The 19395-nt window shown below is 72.6% G+C and carries 18 protein-coding genes; 13 read left to right on the forward strand and 5 right to left on the reverse strand.

Annotation, left to right across the window (positions count from 1 at the left end):
• The first annotated feature begins 77 nt into the window (after positions 1 to 77).
• Positions 78 to 1136: a YeiH family protein gene (locus tag ACLJQM_RS38120; RefSeq protein WP_247022718.1), complete on the forward strand. Its 1059-nt coding sequence runs from the start codon at positions 78 to 80 to the stop codon at positions 1134 to 1136.
• A 27-nt stretch (positions 1137 to 1163) separates the two neighbouring features.
• Positions 1164 to 1970 (forward strand): adenylate/guanylate cyclase domain-containing protein, encoded by an 807-nt coding sequence (locus ACLJQM_RS38125; RefSeq protein ID WP_360776797.1) that lies wholly within the window; start codon positions 1164 to 1166, stop codon positions 1968 to 1970.
• A 1-nt stretch (position 1971) separates the two neighbouring features.
• Here ACLJQM_RS38125 and ACLJQM_RS38130 read toward each other — a convergent pair whose 3' ends face one another.
• The gene (locus tag ACLJQM_RS38130; protein ID WP_410635186.1) at positions 1972 to 2628 is read right to left on the reverse strand and encodes a TetR/AcrR family transcriptional regulator; all 657 of its coding nucleotides are present in this window, start codon (positions 2626 to 2628) and stop codon (positions 1972 to 1974) included.
• A gap of 114 nt (positions 2629 to 2742) precedes the next feature.
• On the opposite strand from ACLJQM_RS38130, the gene ACLJQM_RS38135 reads away from it, so the two are divergent.
• The 3 genes from ACLJQM_RS38135 (at position 2743) to ACLJQM_RS38145 (ending at position 5225) form a co-directional block, all read left to right on the forward strand.
• On the forward strand, positions 2743 to 3603 hold the full coding sequence (locus ACLJQM_RS38135) for a 3-hydroxybutyryl-CoA dehydrogenase (protein ID WP_410635187.1): 861 nt from the start codon (positions 2743 to 2745) through the stop codon (positions 3601 to 3603).
• Positions 3600 to 3884, forward strand: a complete 285-nt coding sequence (locus tag ACLJQM_RS38140) for a hypothetical protein (RefSeq protein WP_247022715.1) — start codon at positions 3600 to 3602, stop codon at positions 3882 to 3884. The genes ACLJQM_RS38135 and ACLJQM_RS38140 overlap by 4 nt, the downstream gene beginning before the upstream one ends.
• 189 nt (positions 3885 to 4073) lie before the next feature.
• On the forward strand, positions 4074 to 5225 hold the full coding sequence (locus ACLJQM_RS38145) for an MFS transporter (protein ID WP_247022714.1): 1152 nt from the start codon (positions 4074 to 4076) through the stop codon (positions 5223 to 5225).
• A 106-nt stretch (positions 5226 to 5331) separates the two neighbouring features.
• On the opposite strand, the gene ACLJQM_RS38150 is transcribed toward ACLJQM_RS38145, so the two are convergent.
• Positions 5332 to 8163 (reverse strand): helix-turn-helix transcriptional regulator, encoded by a 2832-nt coding sequence (locus ACLJQM_RS38150; RefSeq protein ID WP_410635189.1) that lies wholly within the window; start codon positions 8161 to 8163, stop codon positions 5332 to 5334.
• Between the two features lie 858 nt (positions 8164 to 9021).
• Here ACLJQM_RS38150 and ACLJQM_RS38155 point away from each other — a divergent pair.
• The 5 genes from ACLJQM_RS38155 to ACLJQM_RS38175 all read left to right on the forward strand — a co-directional run bounded on the left by ACLJQM_RS38155 (position 9022) and on the right by ACLJQM_RS38175 (position 13804).
• Entirely contained in the window at positions 9022 to 10035 is a 1014-nt protein-coding gene (locus tag ACLJQM_RS38155) for an ABC transporter substrate-binding protein (RefSeq protein ID WP_410635190.1), read from the forward strand.
• A 124-nt stretch (positions 10036 to 10159) separates the two neighbouring features.
• Positions 10160 to 10537: a YciI family protein gene (locus ACLJQM_RS38160; RefSeq protein ID WP_247022711.1), complete on the forward strand. Its 378-nt coding sequence runs from the start codon at positions 10160 to 10162 to the stop codon at positions 10535 to 10537.
• Positions 10537 to 11754 carry an RNA polymerase sigma factor gene (locus tag ACLJQM_RS38165; protein WP_410635192.1) on the forward strand — a complete coding sequence of 406 codons (1218 nt, stop codon included), beginning with the start codon at positions 10537 to 10539 and terminating at the stop codon, positions 11752 to 11754. The genes ACLJQM_RS38160 and ACLJQM_RS38165 overlap by 1 nt, the downstream gene beginning before the upstream one ends.
• 73 nt (positions 11755 to 11827) lie before the next feature.
• Positions 11828 to 12592, forward strand: a complete 765-nt coding sequence (locus ACLJQM_RS38170; protein ID WP_410635194.1) for a DUF1206 domain-containing protein — start codon at positions 11828 to 11830, stop codon at positions 12590 to 12592.
• A 141-nt stretch (positions 12593 to 12733) separates the two neighbouring features.
• A complete protein-coding gene (locus ACLJQM_RS38175; RefSeq protein ID WP_410635196.1) occupies positions 12734 to 13804 on the forward strand; it encodes a helix-turn-helix domain-containing protein in 1071 nt (356 codons plus the stop codon).
• A 553-nt stretch (positions 13805 to 14357) separates the two neighbouring features.
• On the opposite strand, the gene ACLJQM_RS38180 is transcribed toward ACLJQM_RS38175, so the two are convergent.
• Complete coding sequence (locus tag ACLJQM_RS38180) at positions 14358 to 15086, reverse strand: D-Ala-D-Ala carboxypeptidase family metallohydrolase (RefSeq protein WP_410635197.1); 729 nt, start codon at positions 15084 to 15086, stop codon at positions 14358 to 14360.
• Between the two features lie 47 nt (positions 15087 to 15133).
• Positions 15134 to 16453 (reverse strand): GH25 family lysozyme, encoded by a 1320-nt coding sequence (locus ACLJQM_RS38185; RefSeq protein WP_410635199.1) that lies wholly within the window; start codon positions 16451 to 16453, stop codon positions 15134 to 15136.
• A 511-nt stretch (positions 16454 to 16964) separates the two neighbouring features.
• Between ACLJQM_RS38185 and ACLJQM_RS38190 the strand changes: the two genes are divergently transcribed.
• On the forward strand, positions 16965 to 17261 hold the full coding sequence (locus ACLJQM_RS38190; protein ID WP_360776775.1) for a hypothetical protein: 297 nt from the start codon (positions 16965 to 16967) through the stop codon (positions 17259 to 17261).
• Complete coding sequence (locus ACLJQM_RS38195; RefSeq protein ID WP_360776774.1) at positions 17248 to 18288, forward strand: ketoacyl-ACP synthase III family protein; 1041 nt, start codon at positions 17248 to 17250, stop codon at positions 18286 to 18288. The genes ACLJQM_RS38190 and ACLJQM_RS38195 overlap by 14 nt, the downstream gene beginning before the upstream one ends.
• A gap of 63 nt (positions 18289 to 18351) precedes the next feature.
• Here the strand turns inward: ACLJQM_RS38195 and ACLJQM_RS38200 are convergent, their stop codons facing one another.
• The gene (locus ACLJQM_RS38200; RefSeq protein ID WP_410635200.1) at positions 18352 to 18879 is read right to left on the reverse strand and encodes a hypothetical protein; all 528 of its coding nucleotides are present in this window, start codon (positions 18877 to 18879) and stop codon (positions 18352 to 18354) included.
• 234 nt (positions 18880 to 19113) lie between these two features.
• Here ACLJQM_RS38200 and ACLJQM_RS38205 point away from each other — a divergent pair, with 234 nt between their 5' ends.
• Positions 19114 to 19392 (forward strand): hypothetical protein, encoded by a 279-nt coding sequence (locus tag ACLJQM_RS38205; RefSeq protein ID WP_410635201.1) that lies wholly within the window; start codon positions 19114 to 19116, stop codon positions 19390 to 19392.
• The last annotated feature ends 3 nt before the right edge of the window (positions 19393 to 19395 follow it).

The following is a 19395-nucleotide window of genomic DNA, read 5'->3' on the forward strand; positions in this document are numbered from 1 at the left end:
GGCCGACCCTACCCGTGGCCAAATGTCCGTACATCATCTAAGTTGAATGTACGGACATTTCAGCACGGAGGAAAACGGTGACCACGATCCGGAACGCCCCCGCCGCACCGCCGGCGCCCGTCCGCCCCCGGCCGGGCGTGGCACCCGGCCTGCTGGTGGCCGTCGCGGTCGCCGCGGTCGCGACGGCGCTGGGCACGCTGGTCCCGGTCGTCGGCGGTCCGGTCTTCGGCATCCTGCTCGGTGCGCTCGCCGCCGCCGTCGTGCCGCGGCTGCGCGGCGAGCGCTGGACGCCGGGCTACGGAGTCGCGTCCAAGACCGTGCTGCAGGCTTCGATCGTGGTGCTGGGCACCGGCTTGTCGCTGCGGCAGGTGCTGGCGGTCGGCGGCGGCTCGCTGCCGGTCATGCTCGGCACGCTGGCGGTCGCCCTCGGCGGCGCGTGGCTGCTCGGCCGGTGGCTCGGCGTCCGCGGCGACACGCAGACGCTGATCGGCGTCGGCACCGGGATCTGCGGCGCGTCCGCGATCGCCGCGACCACCGCCGTCCTCAAGCCGAAGCAGGCCGACGTCGCCTACGCCCTCGGCACGATCTTCACCTTCAACATCGCCGCCGTCCTGCTGTTCCCGCCGCTCGGGCACCTGCTCGGCCTGAGCCCGCACGCCTTCGGCCTCTGGGCGGGCACCGCGATCAACGACACGTCTTCGGTCGTCGCGGCCTCCTTCGCCTACGGCGACGACGCCGGTTCCTACGGCCTGGTCGTCAAGCTCACCCGCACGCTCACCCTGATCCCGATCGTCATCGTGCTGGCCGTCCTCAAGGCGCGCCGCGAAGCCCGGCAGGCCGGCCCGGGCGACACCGTCGCCGCGTTGCCCTGGCGCCGGATCGTGCCCCTGTTCCTGCTCGGTTTCCTCGCCGCGGCCGCGCTGAACAGCCTCGGCGTCATCCCCGGCTCGTGGCACCCCGCCCTCTCGGCGCTGGGCACGTTCCTCATCACGACGGCGCTGGCCGGGATCGGGCTTTCCCTGCGCCTGGCGGACATGCGGCGGGCGGGCGCCCGGCCGCTGCTGCTCGGCGGGCTGCTCTGGATCGCCGTCGCCGCGACGAGCCTCGGCCTGCAGTCCCTCACCGGCACGCTCTGAGCCGCCGCCCCCGGTAGCATTCGGCGGGTGATCGACAGCGACGGCGACCGGCCGGACCGGCCCCGGAAGGTGTCCCGCTTCGCCGACCTGCTGCGGGAGGCGGACCGGCGCCCGGGCCTGATCCGGTCCGCCCGCGCGGTGCGCCGCCTGGTCCCCGGCGACCGCGAACTCGGTGACGCGCTGTCGACGACGGCGGGTCACCCCTCCGACCGGGTCGCCCGGCTGCTCGCCGAGGCGAAGGCCGAGCAACCCAGTGCGGTGCGCGAACTCGGGCTCGCGGCCGTCCAGCTCTGGCAGGCCGTCGCCCAGGGACGGCACGGCGAGACCGGCGAGGCGACGATCGTGTTCACCGATCTGGTCGGCTTCTCCAGCTGGGCCCTCGACGTCGGCGACGCGCGGGCGCTCGAGCTGCTGCGCGCCGTTTCGACCGCGAGCGAGGCGACGATCTCGCGCCACCGCGGCCGGGTCGTCAAGGGCCTCGGCGACGGCTTGATGGCCGTCTTCGGCGAGCCGGCGGCCGCGGTCGAGGCGGCGTACGAGACGTGCGGCGCGGTCAGCGCCATCGACCTCGGCGGCTACCGCCCGCAGCTGCGGGCCGGCCTGCACACCGGACGGCCGCGCAAGGTCGGCCGCGACTACTTCGGGGTCGACGTCAACATCGCGGCCCGGATCGCCGACGCGGCCGCCGGCGGCGAGGTCCTCATCACCGGGGACGTGCTGGCGCGCCTCGACACCGAGCGGTTCACCGTCCGCCGCCGGCGCCGGTTCCGCGCGAAGGGCGCGCCCAGCGACCTCGAGGTGTTCGCCGTCGTCCCGCGGTACGACGAGGCCTGACTCAGGAGCGGCGTGGGCCCAGCACCCGGTCGAGCTCGGGCAGCACGGCGGCCAGGTCCTTCGTCGTCCGGAAGACCACAATGGACGCTTCGCCGTCGTCCTCCGGCCGGGTGAACAGGTCGACGGTCTCCGCCATCGCCGCGTCGAACTCCGCTTCCGCGTCGTCCGACTGCCCGCGCAGCCACCGGCGCAGCACGTGGTTGTGCGTGGTCACCACCGCGCCGGCCATCAGCTCCGCGCGCAACGCCGTGTCCTCGCCGCCACCCATCCAGCGGTGCAGGAACCCCCGGAAGAGCCGCTGGTACTGCTGCAGTCCCGAGATTTCGCGGTCCCGCAGCGCCGGCACGCTGCGCGTCAGCCGGTAGCGCGTGCGCGCCAGCTCCCCCTCGGCGAGGTAGTGCCGCAGGACCAGCCGGGTGCCTTCGGTGACCGCGAGCAGCGCGGTCGGCCCGGTCGAACCGGCCAAGCGGGCCTCGATGGCCTGGAGCAGCACCTCGTGGTCGGGGAAGATGACGTCTTCCTTCGCCCGGAAGGTGCGGAAGAACGTCGTGCGGCCGACGCCGGCGCGCTCGGTGATGTCGTCGATCGTCGTGTGGTCGTAGCCGCGCTCGGCGAACAGCGCGAACGCCGCCTCGACCAGGCGTTCCTTCGCCGGCATCGGCTTCTCCTCCCGCTCGCGGCCCAGCCTAGGGCGTGGCGGTCGTCATAGCCGAGGGCCTTCAGCTACTCGTCGGTACTCAGTACCGTTCACATGGTACCGAGTCCCAGAGAGGTGGCGGCGATGGAACGCGCGGGCGTGGTCGGGTGCGGGCAGATGGGTGCCGGGATCGCCGAGGTGTGCGCCCGGGCCGGTCTCGACGTCGTGGTCGTCGAACCGAGTCCGGACGCGGCGGCGGCCGGGCGGCACCGGCTCGAAACGTCGCTCGCGCGGGCGGAGAAGAAGGGCAAGATCCCCGACGCCGCCGCGGTGCTGCAGCGGATCCGGGTCACCGAATCCCTGGACGACCTCGCCGATCGCACCTTCGTCGTGGAAGCGATCGTCGAAGACGAAGCCGTCAAGACGGAGCTGTTCGGCCGGCTCGACAAGATCGTGACCGCGCCGGACGCGGTCCTGGCGTCCAACACCTCCTCCATCCCGATCATGAAGCTGGGCACCGCCACCGAGCGGCCCGCCCAGGTCGTGGGCGTGCACTTCTTCAACCCCGTGCCGGTGCTCGCGCTGGTCGAGCTCGTGCCCAGCCTGCTCACCGCCGAAGCCACGGTCGAGCGGGCCCGGACCTTCGCCCAGGACGTGCTCGGCAAGCAGGCGATCCTCTGCCAGGACCGCGCGGGGTTCGTGGTCAACGCGCTGCTGATCCCGTTCATCCTCGCCGCGATCCGCATGTTCGAGTCCGGCTTCGCGACCCGCGAGGCCATCGACGAAGGCCTCGTCCGCGGGGCCGCGCACCCGCAGGGACCGCTGGCGCTGGCCGACCTGATCGGCCTCGACACCACCAAGGCCGTCGCCGAATCCCTCTACGAGGAGTTCAAGGAACCGCTCTACGCACCCCCGCCGCTGCTCGCCCGGATGGTCGACGCGGGCCTGCTCGGCCGCAAGACCGGTCGCGGCTTCTACACCTACGAGCGGCCATGAGCGAGTGCTGCTGCCTGTGCGCCCCGGCCGGCCACGAGCACCACATCTGCACCGGCACCGCCGAACCCGGGCACTCGGTTCCGCTGCCGGGAAGCCCGGGCACGTTCGTCCCCGCGTGCCCGCCGTGCCACCGCGCCACGCACCCCCACCGGGGTCACCACCCGCTCCGGCGGCCCGGTGAGCAGCCACGACGCCTCGACGCCCGTGACTGGGACGCCGCCGCGCTCGCCCGGCCGGGTGAGCGGTCCGCCCGGTGGCCGAAGGCGGCCACGACGGGCTGACGGCGTCGGTGCAAGAGCCGACGGGTGAGCCGTCCGGCCGTGCCGATGCACGGCCATTCGCACACCGAAACCGTTGAGGGACAGGAAAACTCGTACATCCGTCAGGTGACGGATGTCTGATCCACCGGTACCGCGAAGCATTGCTTTACGGGGCCCCGACGCTCCGACCTCGAGACCCGAGGAGGAGCGATGTTGCGTGCTACCACTACCACCGTCTCCACCGTGGTGATCTTCCTGCTGGCCATCAACCTGCGGCCGGCCGTGACGAGCCTGGGTGCGGCCCTGCCGGACATCTCGGCCGCCGGGAACATCGTCGCCGCGGTGCTCGTCGCGTTGCCGTTGTGGGCCATCGGTCTCGGCGGCTGGGCGACGCCGTGGCTGGCCAACCGGGTCGGGACGTACCGGACGGTCGCCGCGGCGCTCGGCGCGCTGGTGCTTTCGCTCGGCGGGCGGGTACTCGGGGGCTCGGCGCAGCTGCTGATCGGGACGGCGCTGACCTGCCTGTCGATCGCCGTCCTCGGGACCATCCTGCCCCTGCTGGCCCGGGGTTCCGCCGCCTTCACCTTCGGGCTCGGGCTCGGCAGCACGGCCGGCGCGCTGGTCACGCCCGCGGTGGTGCTCTCGTCGTCGTGGCAGGTCGCCCTCGGCCTGTGGGCGGGCGTGGCGCTGGTGGCCCTGTACGTGTGGCAGCGCGTCCCCGGCGAGTTCGCGGCACCGCAACCGGCCTCCGGGACGATGCCCGCGTTCGCCCTCACCATCCACTTCGGACTGATTTCGACGGTGACGTTCCTGGTCATGGGCTGGCTACCCGGCATCCTGCGCGACGCCGGGGTCCCGGCGACGACCGCGGGCGGCTGCCTGGCGCTGTCGATGGCCATGGGGCTGCCCATGATGCTGCTGGTCCCGGGCTGGACCCGCCGGTGGCGCAACCAGACGCTGCTCGTCGTCGCACTGGCCACGCCCAACGTCATCGGGGTGACCGGGCTGCTCCTCGCCCCCGCGGCCGCACCCTGGCTGTGGGCCGCCGCGACCGGCGCGGGCATGGGGTCGCTCGCGTTCGCGCTGACGACCATCTCGTTGCGCAGCAAGGACCGTTCGCTCTCGCTGTCCGCGGTGGTCCAGGGCGTGGGGTACGTCATCGCCGGCTTCGGCGTCCTGGCCTGCGGCTGGCTGCACACCTTCACCGGCACGTGGCGGACCCCGCTGCTGCTGGTGCTGGCCGTGCTGGCCGGCCAGGTCGCGAGCGGGCACGCCGCCGTCACGCGGCGGACTTTGGCTTCGCTGGTTCCGCGTCCGCTCTTCGCGCGCCGTCAGGGGGACGCGCCGGAGGTCGGGGTCTGAACGATCGAGGAGGGTGGTTCGGACGTTCGCGAAGCCACTTCCGGCACCTCCGGCGCGCCTGCCACCAGGGCGGCGCGCCGGAGGTCGGGGGTTGACCGGATTCGCCTCAGCCCGAGGCGGACTGGTGCCGGGCCGCTTCCCTCGCGATGTCGATGCGCGAATGCACCCCCAGCTTGTTCAGGATGTGCGACACGTGCGTGCCCACCGTCCGCGGGGACAGGTACAACCGGGCCGCGATCTGCGGGTTCGACAGGCCTTCGACCACCAGCGCGGCGATTCTCCCCTCGGTCGGGGTGAGGCTGTCCCAGCCGTGGGTGGTCTGGCGGTGCTTCACCGTCGGGCCGCGGCGGATGCCGAACGCCCGGAACAGGGCGCGCAGGCGGGCCACGTCCCACTGCGCGTCCAGCTCCGCGTACAGGTCGACCGCGTGGGTGAACGCGGCCCGCGCCGAACCGCGGTCTTCCTCGCGGGCCCTGGCGAACGCGATGGCGGCGGCCTCCAGCGCCTTCGCCCGGGACAGCGGCCGGCCCGCGTCGCGGTAGCCGTCGGCCGCGCGCAGCAACGTCGTCGCGTCTCCGTCGAGCAACCCGCGGCAGTACAACGCGAGCGCGCCGAGGTGCGGCACGGCGGATCCGGCGGCGAGCGCGCTCACCTTGGCCTCGATCTCCGTCGCGGTCCGGACGTCGCCGATCGTCGTGGCCAGCCGGGCGGCGTCGCCCAGCAGGTCCTCCCCCGCGTCCACGCCGGCCAGCACGGCCGTCAGCACGGCGAGCGCCCGCTCCGGCGCGCCGGCGTACTCGAAGGCGAGACTGCGGGCCCGCACCAGGGATTCCACCACCCGGTCGCCGATGCGTTCCCAGTACGCCGCGGCGACGTCGAGGTGCTGGCGGGCGGCGGCCGCCTCGCCGCGGTGGAAGTGGATGATCGCCGCGACGCCGTGGTCGCAGCACACCACGCTCGGGTCCTTGCGATCGTCCGGGACGACGTCGACCTCGGCGAGCGCGTCGTCCCACCGGCCGGCCCCGAGCAGCAGCTGCCCGAGCGCGCTCTGGGCCTCGCTCAGCCGCACGACGCTGCCGGTGCGGTCAGCCAGTTCCCGCGCCTGCGCGGCGGCGGCGTGCGCCTCGGTGTAGCGGTCGAGCGCGCCGAAGGTGACCGACTGGTTGATGCGCAGCTGCAGGGTCAGGTCGATCAGCGCCGGATCGCCCCGCACGATGGCCATCGCGCGCTCGAACAGCGGCAGCGCCTCGGTCCATTCGCCGCGCACCATCGCGACCAGGCTCAGCACGTGCAGCGCCCACCCGGTCGCCCAGCGGTCTTCGACCGGGCCGAGCTCGGACAGTGCCTCGGTCGCGACCCGGCCCGCGGTGTCGACCTCGCCGATGTAGCGGTGCGTGCGCGCGATGAGCACCAGCAAGCGGGCGCGGTGCCGGGCCAGCAAGCCGGGCTGGGTCAGGGCTTCGTTCAGCTCGACGAGGAACTCGGCGGACCGGCCGGTCATCGCGCGGCACTGGACGACCGTGGTGTACAGGTCGACGCGCACGTCGGGGTCGCGCACGCGATCCAGTGCGCGGCCGGCGATCCGCTCGGCCTGCGCGACGTTGCCGACCCCGAAGTACGCGTCGGCCAGCCGGCAGGCCAGCGCGCCGGTCACGGCGTCGTCGAGCGGCGCGTCCCGCACCGCGCGGCGCAGCAGCGCGACGGCGACCACCGGCGCCTGGCCGATCAGCGGCGTGGCGACGTCGAGCAGCCACCGCACGGCCCACGCGGGCACCGGCACCCGGCTGTCCGTTGTGGACACCATCGGCAGCAGCTGCCGCGCGACCCGCTCGACCGGCGCGTTCGCCTCCGCCAGCGCCCACGCGGCACCCTGGTGCCAGGCGACCCGGACTGCCGTCGGCATGTCGTCGTACAACGCCGTGCGGATCAGCGGGTGCCGGAACTCCAGGTCGTCTCCCGCGGCCACCAGCACTCCGGCGGCACGGGCGTCGTCGAGGGCGGGCAGCAGGTCGGCGAGCGGGGTGTTCGTCACCGTCACCAGGTCCGCGACCGAGAAGCCGACGCCGAGCAGCGCCGCCGCGCGCAGCACGCCCCGCGCGGGCTCCGGGAGGAAGCCCAGCCGGTCCGCGATCGCCTCCGGCAGCGAGTCCGGTGTCGCCGCGCCGGTCAGCTCCGCGATGCCCGCGGTGTCGACCTCCAGGCACGAGCTCCTGGTCAGCGCGTCGAGGAGTTCGGTAAGGTACAACGGGTTCCCGGCGGCGCCGGCGGCCAGCCGCGCCAGGTCTTCGCCCGGTTTGCCGCCGGCCAGCTCGGCCACCAGTTCCAGCACCGCCGGTTCCGGCAACCGGCCCAGCCGCAACCGCTCGCCCGGCCCGACGATCCGGAAGAGCGAGCGCAGGTCGTCGCGGCGCGGGATCGGGCGCAGCACGCCGACCAGGAGCAGCGGGAGCTGCCGGACCGACCGGGCCAGCCTGCTCCACACCGCCACCGTCGTGCGGTCGGCCCACTGCAGCTCGTCGACGACCAGCACTGCCGGGCCGTCCTGGCACAGCTCGTCCACCAGCGCGATCAGCTGCTCGGCGGCACGGGCGGCGAGGTCGGCGCCCTTGCCCGCGACGGCGCCGCCCCGCAGCAGCTTGGAAATGGCGACCCGGCGGGGATCCCGCGCGGCCGGGGTGATCCGCAACGCGTCCAGCAGCGGCAGCAGCGGCAGTGCCTGCCCGAGCTCGTCGCCCGCGCCCCAGTACACCTGGCAGCCCGCGTCGGTCGCGGTCGCGCAAGCCGTGCGCACCAACGCGGACTTGCCGATGCCGGGCTCGCCGTCCACCAGCACGGCGTGGCCGCGGCCGGTGCCCACGTCACGGATCCAGGCGACCAGCCAGGACAGCTCACTGTCCCGACCGACCAGCAGCTCGGTACCGTCGGTGAGCGGTCGCACACGGAGATAATAAGAGGAAAACTTGTTGCCCAACAAGAGGTATGGTGGGGCGAACCCGGATCGCCCGGCCGTTAACCAAGGCTTCCCTTCCGGGCAAACATCCATTTCGATAATAATCCCGTTTCGTGATCCGAGCGTGATTCCGCTGCGCGGAAGAATGGCTTGTCCCGCCGTGCGCGGCGACGGAGATCGCCGAGACGGCCACCCGGACGGAACGCGGGAAAACGGCGTTACCGCCGACGGATCCGGTCACCGACAAGGACTTCGACCGAGGGACCGCGACGCGCCGCCGGTCGTCCCGCGTCCGCCCGCCCGGCAGTTCGAAGATTTCGACGAGGCCGCGGTGCCCCCAAAGATCCGTACCCGCGGCACCCGGCGAGCGTTTGAACTCGACGTTGCCGGGCGGCGGCCATTCGTTGTTTTCCGCCTCGCCGGACGGCATCGGACCACGTTTTCCGCACCCGCTCCCCGGCCGCCCGCCGCGGGGTCGCCGGCCCACCGGACACCGCCGAGCGCCTGCCGAGGTGTTCACGGAACGTGTTCACCCGGCAAATGCCGGACGGCCGAACCGGACCGTCCCGAATCACCGAACGCGGGGCGCACCTCTCCGGAATCAGCGGGCCCACCCCCTTTCCGGCGAAACAATTCGTAGCCGACAACGACACTTCGCGGCCATAAACAAGATCTTCGGTCAAGCATTCGTGCGGCCATTGTGGTGAATTCCCGTTTTCGATGTACGGCCGCGTTGTCAAGTGCCGAACGGGTGCCTACAGTGACCTGCCTGACTCCGGGGAATGATTCACACACACCCCTTGGACTCGGTACCTCACCCATGATCTCCTGTCGAGGAGCAAGGCCTTGTTCGGAATAGCCAGGAGCAGAAGCCGGGTTCGCACTCGTCACGTCGCGCTCGCCGTCGCGGCCGTCATGGCCGCCGCCGGCGGCTGCGGCGCACTCGGTGCGGAGGTCTCGAACTCCGCCTCGAGCGGCGGCGGCCTGGAAAAGCACACGCTGAAGGTCTCCATCCTGCCCACCACGGACCTCGGGCCGTTCTGGCTGGCCCAGGAGGGCGGCTACTTCCAGGCCGAGGGCCTCACGGTCGAGTCCGTGATCGCCTCCAGCGGTCAGGCGTCGCTGTCGAAAGCGATCTCCGGCGAAGCCGACATAGCGTTCTCCACCTACCCGCCGTTCTTCATCGCGCGCAGCTCCGGCTCCGCCGACATGCAGCTGGTCGCCGACGCGACGTCGGTCAACCCCAAGTCCAATGCGATCGTCACGGTCCCGAATTCCCCGGTGAAGACAATCTTCGACCTGGCGGGCAAGAAGATCGCGATCACGGCCAAGAACACCGCGTCCGATCTGCTCACCCGGTCGGTGATGCAGGACCACAACGTCGATTTCGGCAAGGTGAAATGGACGCTGGTCGCCCTGCCGAACATCGCCGCCGCGCTCCAGCAGGGCCAGGCCGACGCCGCTTACCTGCCGGAGCCCTACATCACGCAGGCTGCCAAGACGGTCGGCGCGATCCCCGTGATCGACATCAACACCGGCGCGACCCAGGACTTCCCGCTGACCGGCTACGGCGCGACGCGCAAGTGGGTGCGGGAGAACCCGAAGTCGCTGGCCGCGTTCCAGCGCGCGCTGCAGAAGGCCACCCACGAGACCCTGATCGACCGCGGCAAGGTCGAGCCGCTGCTGGTGCGGTTCGCCAAGATCGACGAGGACACGGCCAAGCTGCTCACCCTGCCGGGTTACGGCTCGGTGCTGGACTCGCGGCGGCTGCAGCGGGTGCCGGACCTGTTGCTGCAGCTCGGCGCCATCCCGTCCCCGATCGACGTGAACTCGATGATCGGACCGCAAGCCGGCAGATGACGCCCGGTGTGCCATCCTCGGCCGGGCAAAAAGTTTTTCCGGGGTCGTGTTGATCCGCGCGCCGCCCGTTCGACAAAGGGGGGCGAGGGCCGAGCGGCGGCCCGCGCCGGACGAGGAGCGCACGATGCCGAAGTACATGCTGATCATGCGGGGCACCGACGAGTCGAACGCGGCCATGATGGCCGACATCGACGAGATGATGGCCGCGAGCCGGAAGTTCATCGAGGAGCTGCTCAAGGCCGGTGTCCTGCTCGCGGCCGAAGGTCTCGACCTGCCGGGCAACGGTGTCGTGGTCGATTTCGGCGGCGAGACCCCGGTGGTCACCGACGGGCCGTACGGCGAGACGAAGGAACTGTTCGGCGGCTACTTCCTGCTCGAAGTCGCCACGAAGCAGGAGGCGGTCGAGTGGGCCACGCGGGTACCGGCGGCCCGCGGGTCCAAGATCGAGGTCCGCCGCGTGGCCGGCAGCGACGAGACCCCCGAGACCGGCGGCGAGTCCTGATGGACGCCGCCGCCGTCGAAGCCGTCTGGCGGATCGAGTCGGCGCGGATCGTCGCCGCGCTGACCCGGTTCACCGGCGACTTCGGGCTCGCCGAAGACGCCGCGCAGGAAGCGGTGGCCGAGGCGCTGGTGTCGTGGCCGCTCAGCCCGCCGGCCAACCCGGCCGGCTGGCTGCGGGCCACGGCCCGGCGGCGGGCCATCGACACGATCCGCCGCCGCGCCGCCCTCCAGGACCGCTACGCCCTGCTGGCGGCCGACGACGAACCCGCCGTCGAAGACGCCGACCCGGACCGGATCGACGACGACGTCCTCGCGCTGGTGTTCACCAGCTGCCACCCGGTGCTGTCCCCCGAAGCCCGGGTGGCGCTGACCCTGCGTGTGGTCGGCGGCCTGACCAGCGAGGAGATCGCCCGCGCGTTCCTCGTGCCGGTGCCGACCGTGCAGGCCCGCATCACCCGGGGCAAGAAGACGATCGCCGCGGCCGGGGTGCCGTTCGAGGTGCCGCCGGCCGACGAGCGCAAAGCGCGGCTGGGCGGCGTGCTCAGCGTCCTCTACGTGATCTTCACCGAGGGGTCGACGGCCACGTCGGGAGACCGGCTGGTGCGCCCCGACGTCGCGTACGAGGCGATCCGGCTGGCCCGCACGCTCGCCGCGTTGCTGCCGGCCGAGCCCGAGGTGCACGGCCTGCTCGCGTTGTGCGAGCTGACGGCCGCGCGCTTCCCGGCCCGGACCGGCCCGGACGGCGAGCCGGTCCTGCTCGAGGACCAGGACCGGCGCACGTGGGACCACGCGGGGATCCACCGCGGGCTGGCCGCGCTGGCCAAGGCGGCGCCCCACGGCCTCGGCCCGTACGGCCTGCAGGCCGCGATCGCCGCGACCCACGCGACGGCGCCCTCGGTCGACGAGACGGACTGGGAGCGGATCGTGGTGCTGTACGAGGCACTCGGCCGGGTCGCTCCCTCGCCGGTGGTCGAGCTCAACCGGGCCGTCGCGGTGGCCATGGCCACCGGGCCGGAGCCCGCACTGGCCATCGTCGACGAACTGGTCGCCACGGACCGGTTGCCCGGATCGCATCTGGTCCCGACCGTCCGCGGCGAGCTGCTGGCCCGGCTCGGGCGGCGCCCCGAGGCCCGCGCCGAGCTGGAGCTGGCCGCCCGGCTGTGCAGCAACCAGCGCGAACGCTCGGTGCTGCTGCGGAAGGCGGCCGCGCTGGACTGACGTCTCACGTGCTTCGCGGCATCTGTCCGGCGGAACACTGGTCAAGCGAGCCGTGATGGACCAGGATGCGCGGGTGCCCGACATCCGAGGATTCAGCCTGTTCGCCCGAATCGGCCTCGTCTGCTACGCCATCGTGCACCTGGTCGTGGCGTGGCTGGCGGCGCAGGTGGCGCTCGGCGACAACGAAAAGGCCGACAAGGCCGGCGCGCTGCAGATCGTGGCGGCGGGCGGCGGCGCGTGGCTGCTCTGGCTGATCGCCGGCGGCACCGGGCTGCTGGCGCTGTGGCAGCTCACCGAGGCGATCACGGGCCACCGCAACGCACCCGCACGCCGACGCCGGGTGCGGCGCGTGACCAGCGGCGTCGAGGTCGTGCTGTACGCCTTGGTCGCCTACAGCGCGGGCAAGATCGCGACCGGCGGCTCGGGCAAAGCGGGCTCGATCGTGGCCACGGCCCTGGCCGAGCCCTGGGGAGCCGCGGCGGTGATCACGGCGGGCGGCGCGGTGCTCGCGGTCGCCGCGTTCCTGGCCTACCGCGGCATCCGCAAGAAGTTCGTCCACGACCTCGATTTCGGCGGGGCATCCCCGGCCGTGAAGCGTTCGACGGTCCGCCTCGGCCAGGTCGGCTGGTGCGCGATGGCACTGGCGTACGGCACGGTCGGCGCGATGTTCGTCATCGCCGCCGTCGAGTACGACCCCGCCAAAGCCGGCGGCCTGGACCCGGCGCTGAAGACGTTGGCGGTCCAGCCCTACGGGCAGGCGATGCTGCTGGCGCTGGCCGCCGGCATCGCGGTCTTCGGGGTGTTCGCCCTGTTCGAGAGCCGCTACCGCAAGATCTGACGCGGAACCGTTGGTGTGCCACCACTTGGGCGGCGCGTAACCGGCCGTGTGGACCAATCCGTCGGTTTTCGCCCGGCAACCGGTGGGACGGTGTTAACTTCCGTCGGTCATCCGCGGCCCGAGCGAGGTGGTTCTGTCACCGTGACTCCGCACATGGACAAGTTCGCCGCCTACCTGCGCATGTTGAAGGACCGCAGCGGGCAGGGCTACGAACGCCTCGGCCGGCGCGCCGGGGTCAGCGGTTCCAGTTTGCACCGGTACTGCTCGGGCAAGAGCGTGCCCGCCGATTACCGGGTGGTCCACTCGTTCGCCAAGGTCTGCGGCGCGTCCACGGAGGAGCTGCGCGAGCTGCACCAGCTGTGGGCGCTGGCCGACGCGGGACGGGTCGAGGAGGCGCCGTCGGAGCAGGTCGCCGGGGCGCCAGCCGAGCAGGCAGATGTGGTGCCGGCCGCGCAGGCCGGCGAGGCAGCGGCCGCGGGGGCAGGCGTGGTGCCGGCCGGGCAAGCCGGGTCGCTGCCGGCGCGGTCATCGTTCCGGCCGCCGCGCAGACGCGGGTACGTCGCGGTGGCCATCGCGATCGCGGCCCTGCTGGCGGGCGGCCTGGCCTGGGCCGCCGTCGGCGGGACGGCGGGCGGGCCCGCACCGGGCCGGTACGCCGACCGGGTGCTGTTCTCCCCCGGCTGCCAGCCGCCGGTGAGCATGGGTCAGCACGACGAGTGCGTCACCGAGGTGCAGAACCTGCTGACCGCGGCCCAGGCCCGGCTTTCGGTGGACGGCTCGTTCGGCCCGGAGACACTGCGCCGGGTCACGGCGTTCCAGGTACTGGCCGGCCTGCCCGCACGCGGCGTCGTCGACGAAGCCACCAAGAACGCGCTGTACGACCACCGGACCAGCATGGCGGGCTGGTCGGCGGCGATGGTGGAGCAGCGGGTCCGTGCCGTGTTCACCGAGGCGCCGGACACGGCGGTGGCGATCGCCCGCTGCGCCTCGTTCCTCGACCCGCTGTGGGTGCTGCCGAACACGAACGGCAGCCGCAACTGGGGCGTCTTCCAGATCTCCGACGCCCGCCTCCTCGAACTGGGCGGCACCCCACGCCAGGCGTTCGACCCGGCGTGGAACATCGACGCGGCCCACCGCCTGTGGGCCGCCCACCACGACTTCCACGACTGGCCCGCCTGCTCGGCGGCGCTCCAGAACACCCCGCCGCACTGAGCGAGCGGGGCGGAGCCCGAGCCCTCCCCGAGGGGCGGCCCGCGAACGGACCCGGAGGGCACGGACTCCGCGGCACGGACCGGGCCGGCTTCCGGCGAGCACAAGCCCCGCGCCGGGACTTGATTCCGGAGGGCGCGGGCCCCGTGGCACGGACCGGGCCCACACCTTCCGGCGATCACAAGCCACCGCGGCACGCGCCGGAACGCGCGGGCTCCGCCGCCCGCTTTTCCCGACGCCGCAGGTCGCCGCGCGGCCCCGGCGGCTCTGGCTTCCGGCTCGCTCAGGCCGCGAGGCATGGACCGGAACTGCCTTCCGGTGAACACAAGCCCGCACCGGGAATCGCTTGCGAAAGCACGGCCCCGCGGCCCCGACGGCGCCGGCTTCCGGCTAGCTCAGGCCCGCGGCACCGGTCAGAACCGGCTTCCGGCTAGCTCAGGCCCGCGGCACCGGCCAGAACCGGCTTCCGGCGGCACAAGCCCCACGCCGAGACCCGCTCCCCCAAAGCCCAGCCCGCGGCCGGCGCTCGCTGCCGCCGGAACCCCCGGCCGGCCGGTCAGACCGTGCCGTTCTCCCACCACCACGCGCGGCCGAGGTCGGCTCGGCTGTCCACGTGCTGGTGGTCGGTGTTGTACGTCTCAAGCCCGGAAAACCCGCTGGTCTCCGCCTTCTGGTACACCGTCTTGTTCGCCACGCCCGGCACGTTCAGGTCGGCCGCCGTGCCGTACAGGTGCATGCTGTCGGTCGCGCCGCCGATGTCCGCGTTGTGCGCGATGCTGCGGAACCCGGAGTTCACCGTGATCGGCTTGTTCCCCAGCTTCTTGCGCACCGCCTCCAGTTTGTACATGCAGCGGCGGGCGTTCTCCTTGGCGGTGGCCGCGCTGACCTTGCCGCCGTTGAACGTTCCGCTGATCCGGTCGGTGAACTCGCTGAAGTTGAAGTGCACCGTCGACCCGTCGCTCTGCTCCAGCGCGTTGAGCGCCGCCTGCGTGGCCGGGCCGGCCTGGCCGTCCGCGCCCAGGCCGTACGCCGCCTGGAAGCGGCGGACCGCCGCTGCCGTGCCGGGGCCGAACTCGCCGTCGATCGAGACGCGGCTGTGGCTGGGCGAGTCGGCCGCCCAGCCCGCGACGCGGATCTGGAGCTCGGTGACGTCGGCGCCCGTGGTGCCCTGCACCAGGGTGCGGGACCACGGGTACGCCTGGGCCGTGCCCGCCAGCAGCAGCGGGCTGACCACGGCGGCGGTGCCGATGACCGCCGCGCCGCGCAGCGCCGTGCGGCGGCTCATGGGGAGACTCATTCTCGTCCTTTCCTAGCGGGGATTTCGGGCGGGGTTCAGCGGTTGGCGAGCTGGTCGAGGTCGGCCTGGGTGCCGTTGAAGACGTCGCCGGTCGCCGGCGCGGGGATGCCGTCGGGGATGGCCGCGTCGGTGTACTGCCACATCAGCCACGTCTTCGACCCGGCGGGCAGCGCCGGCTGCGTGACGGACTGGCGGTAGTCGGCGAGCTGCATCGGGTAGCCCGACAACGCCGTGGTGCCGCCGAGGCACGCGTCCAGGAACGACTTCTGGGTGTAGATGATCGGGGTCCGGCCGAACGCCGCCTGCACCTTGTCCAGCCACGCCTTGGCGTCGGCGACGGTCACGTACGGCGGGCAGCCGCCCGAGCCGTCGTCCTTCCACTCCAGGTCGAACACCGGCGGCAGGTCACCGGCGCGCTTGCCGGTGTACCCGGTGGCCTTCACCGCGGCGATGAACCGGTCCGCCTGCGCCCCACCGGTATTGGCCGCGGTGCCCGTGTAGAAGTGGTACGGCCCCGCGGCCAGGCCGGCGTTGCGGGCCGCGGGCAGGTCCGTGGCCAGGTACTCGTCGGTGACGTTGAGGCCGCGGGTCGCCTTGACCGTCGCGAACTCCACGCCGGACGCCTTCACCGCGCCCCAGTTGATCGGCGCGCCGCCGGGGTGCTGGTACTTCGCCGTGTCGACGCCGTCGATCGGGTGCCCGGCGGGCTTCGGCGGCACGCAGTAGGCGTTGCGGCTCGACCAGTCGGCGACCTTCGCCCAGGTGGTGGGCCCGGCGACGCCGTCGGCACTGGCGTTGACGCAGTGCTGGAACTGGATCACCCGGTTGCGGGTGCCGTCCCCGAAGTTGCCGTCGATCGTCAGCGGCGGGTAGTGGCCCGGCTCCATGGCGAGGTTCAGCCGGCACTGGAGCTCCTTGACCGCCACGCCGGTGGAGCCGCTCTGCAGGGTCGGCCGGGCGGTGGAGTGACCGCACACGACGCTCTGCGCGGTGCTCGAAGTGCCCTGGGTGGCGCACTTGCGGGGGTGCGCGGACCAGGTGTTCAGCGCGGCCCACGTGTTGGGCCCGAGCTGGCCGTCCACGCTCAGCGCGGCGCACGCCTGGAACACGCGCACCCGGGCGTCGGTCGCCGGGCCGAAGGAGCCGTCCGCGCCGATGGGCGTGTACCGGCTCGCCTTGGTGGCGAGGTTCAGCTGGCACTGGGCTTCGGCGACCTCGGTACCGGTCGCCCCTTGCTTGAGGGTGGGCTGGGCGCTGGTGTGCCCGCACACCGCGACGGGTGCGGCCGCGGCGGTGGTGGCGGCCGCGGCGGGCAGCACCAGCACCACCGCGACGGCCAGAGCGAGTCTTTGCATGGCGAGCAGGCTGGCAGCACCCGGCCCGCCGGTGGCGGTTCCGCGCCCGGCTCGGGACGCCGGGACAGTCCCACCCCACCGGACCAGCGACAACGCCGGCGCGGTGGGACAGCGCTGGGACGGCTGCGCCCGTGTGGGGTGCCGAAGTCCTGCGTCCACACGCCTTCCGCGCCGGCCGACGCCGAGTTCGGTCAGCCGGCGGTCGAGGATGTTCGCCCTCTGCACCGGGCTGCGCATCGACTTCGTCGGCCGACCACTCGAACACTACCGAGTGTAATCAACACCCGAAGGAATCTCATGATCGTCCCCACGGGATTCCTGGCTGTTTGGGGAAAATCCGCTCCAGTAGCAGTTCGCTCGATCACTCTGTGTATCGGGGGGTGGCAGACCGCGCATGATCATCGCGGTAGGTTTCCCGGTGTTCCCAGGGGCCCGACGACGCGTCCCCGTCCATCCTTCGCCAGCGCGCGCCCCTCGGTGCGTGCTGTTCGCCGTGCCGAAAGGAAGTTGCTTGACCGCCACGACGTTGACACAGGTGCTGCGCGAGACCCACACCGTCACCGGGCCCACCCGGCTGATCGTGCGCTGGGACCGCGAAACCGGCTGGGCGCACCTGGCCATCGCCGTTCCGGGCACCGGACCGGCCTGCTTCGCGGGTTTCCACCGGTTCGCCGGAGGAAGCGCCGCAGCCGTCGCCGCCGAGCTCGCCGTCGCCGGCTGCGTGTCCGCTCCCCCGCTCCACCTCGACGACACCCTGTCGGAGATCGAAGCCGTACTGCCGGAGGTGGCCACGGATGCGCGTGGATGACCTGCACCTCAACGGGATCGGCACCGACGTCGGGGCGCTGACCCCCGTCGCCGCCCCGCTGGCGGCCGGTGAGTTCACCGTCGCCGACGCCGGCCGGACCGGCCAGCTCTCCACCGCCGTCGCCGGGCTGCCCGGCCCCGAACTCGCGGTGCGCGCGGGGCGGGAGGCCTTGCGCCAGGCGGAAAGCACCGGCGGCGGGCCGGTGTTCCCGACGTTGTGCCTGCACGCCGGGATCTACCACTCCGGCATCGACTTCTGGCACGCCGCGTCCTACGTGCGCGACCAGCTCGGTGTCGGTGCCGGTCCCGGCCTGACGCTCGAGCTCGGCGCGATGAGCAACAGCCTGGTGGCCGGCCTGGACGTCGCGGCGAGCGTGCTGCGCGGCCGCCCGGACCACGACGCCGCGCTCATCACCGCGGGCGACCGGTTCGGCGCACCCGGCTTCCCGCACTGGTCCACCGACACGGGCATCGTCTACGGCGACGCGGGCAGCGCGGTCGTGCTGTCGCGGCGGCCCGGCCTGGCGCGGATCCGCGCGATCGCCTCCTACACCGATCCGTCGCTGGAAGGCCTGCAGCGCGGCAACGAACCGTTCCGCCCGGCCAGCATCACCGCGCACCAGTCGCTCGACATCCGCGCCCGCAAGCGCCAGTGGCTCGGCCGCCACGGCGGTCCGGCGCACGTCGACAGCCGCAACGCCGACGGCGTCACGAACGTCGTGAAGACCGCACTGTCCGACGCGGGTGTCGACCTGCCCGACATCGCCCGGATCTGTGCCCCGCACTACGGCCGCCGCCTGGTGCACACGCAGATCCTGCGCCCGCTCGGCATCCCGGAGCACCGCACGATGACCGAGCTGGGACTGCGGGTCGGCCACCTGGGCGCCAGCGACCAGATCGTGGCGCTCGACCACCTGCTCCGCACGGGCGAAGCCGGCCCGGGCGACCACGTGCTGCTGCTGGGCATCGGCGTCGGCATGACGTGGACGGCCGTGGTCCTGCAGCTCGGCCCGGCTGCCGCGCACTGACCGGCCTGCCCGGCGAGGCCACCTCGCCGGGCAGGCGCCGTCAGCCGACGACGGCGGGCCGGCTCAGCCGACGAGCTGCCAGAGGTAGCTCGCGTTCTTGACCGGCGCCGAGACCTTCTTCGTCCACAGGTACTTCGTCGTGCACGGCGGGACGATGTGGTACTTGCGCACGGTGAACGTCCGCGCCTCCTTGTACTGCTGCAGCCGCAGGAGCTTCCCGGCGGGCACCGTCGCGGCGTACGACCACGAGTCGGACTTCGCGTAGCTCGCGCCGACGCTCACCGCGAGGGAGACGCTGGCCTTCGCGAAGATCACGCCCGCTTCCGCGCTGGTCGTGCCCGTGATCGACGCGTTCACCGTCGACGTCGCAGTCTTGTTGTAGGTGATCGTGCCCGGGCCGCGGAGGTAGTCGCTGCGCAGGTTCGTCGGCAGCCACGACCGCGACGGGTTGGAGAACGTGTAGTCGGGCGGGTCCCGTACCTCGGGGCACGGGTACAGCGCGAGGGCCTGCGCACCCACGCCCGTCACGGCCGGCATGACGGCGGAGGCGCAGGCCAGCAGGACGACTGCGGTGATGGAACGAAGACGCACGGTGGCTCCCCTGGTCGATCTTGAAATCACCGTAGAGCGGCCGGGCCGGCCGAGCGCGGGAAGTAACCTCTTCGGGTTACGGAGGCTGCCTCCGCTAATTTGGAACCGAGGATCACTCGTTCGAGTGTATTTTCCACCCGTTCGCGGCCAATGCGGTCGCAGTCAGTAACCCGAAGGCTCTCCCGGTCGACTATCCGTGCGTTGCCACACCCCCGAAGGAAAGGTCGACGCCTGGTGAGCGCTCATGGCCCCGTCTTCCTGACCGCCCACGATTCCGCCTCCCCCCGATGGCACCTCCGCACGACCCCGGCGGGCCGCTGGCCGTTCCTGGCCGCGGCCACGATCGCGGTGGTGCCCGCCGACGAGGGCTACGCCTGGACGACCGCCATCGCGATCATCGCGGTCGCGGTGGTCGTCTGGGCCGTGCTCGCCTTGCGCCGGGCCGCCGCGAAGGTCGACGCCGTGCTCGTCGAGGAACTCGGCCCGCCGCGGAAGTCCGATGTGGACCGCTGACAG

Source organism: Amycolatopsis sp. cmx-4-83 (assembly GCF_046548815.1).
In the GTDB taxonomy this organism is placed as follows: Bacteria; Actinomycetota; Actinomycetes; order Mycobacteriales; family Pseudonocardiaceae; genus Amycolatopsis; species Amycolatopsis pretoriensis_A.

What these genes read in the sequence shown, in the direction of transcription:
- ACLJQM_RS38130 (WP_410635186.1), bottom strand. Translation starts at nt 2,628, where the DNA reads ATGCCGGCGAAGGAACGCCTGGTCGAGGCGGCGTTCGCGCTGTTCGCC.
- ACLJQM_RS38185 (WP_410635199.1), bottom strand. Translation starts at nt 16,453, where the DNA reads ATGCAAAGACTCGCTCTGGCCGTCGCGGTGGTGCTGGTGCTGCCCGCC.
- ACLJQM_RS38145 (WP_247022714.1), top strand. Translation starts at nt 4,074, where the DNA reads ATGTTGCGTGCTACCACTACCACCGTCTCCACCGTGGTGATCTTCCTG.
- ACLJQM_RS38195 (WP_360776774.1), top strand. Translation starts at nt 17,248, where the DNA reads ATGCGCGTGGATGACCTGCACCTCAACGGGATCGGCACCGACGTCGGG.
- ACLJQM_RS38165 (WP_410635192.1), top strand. Translation starts at nt 10,537, where the DNA reads ATGGACGCCGCCGCCGTCGAAGCCGTCTGGCGGATCGAGTCGGCGCGG.
- ACLJQM_RS38180 (WP_410635197.1), bottom strand. Translation starts at nt 15,086, where the DNA reads ATGAGCCGCCGCACGGCGCTGCGCGGCGCGGCGGTCATCGGCACCGCC.
- ACLJQM_RS38160 (WP_247022711.1), top strand. Translation starts at nt 10,160, where the DNA reads ATGCCGAAGTACATGCTGATCATGCGGGGCACCGACGAGTCGAACGCG.
- ACLJQM_RS38140 (WP_247022715.1), top strand. Translation starts at nt 3,600, where the DNA reads ATGAGCGAGTGCTGCTGCCTGTGCGCCCCGGCCGGCCACGAGCACCAC.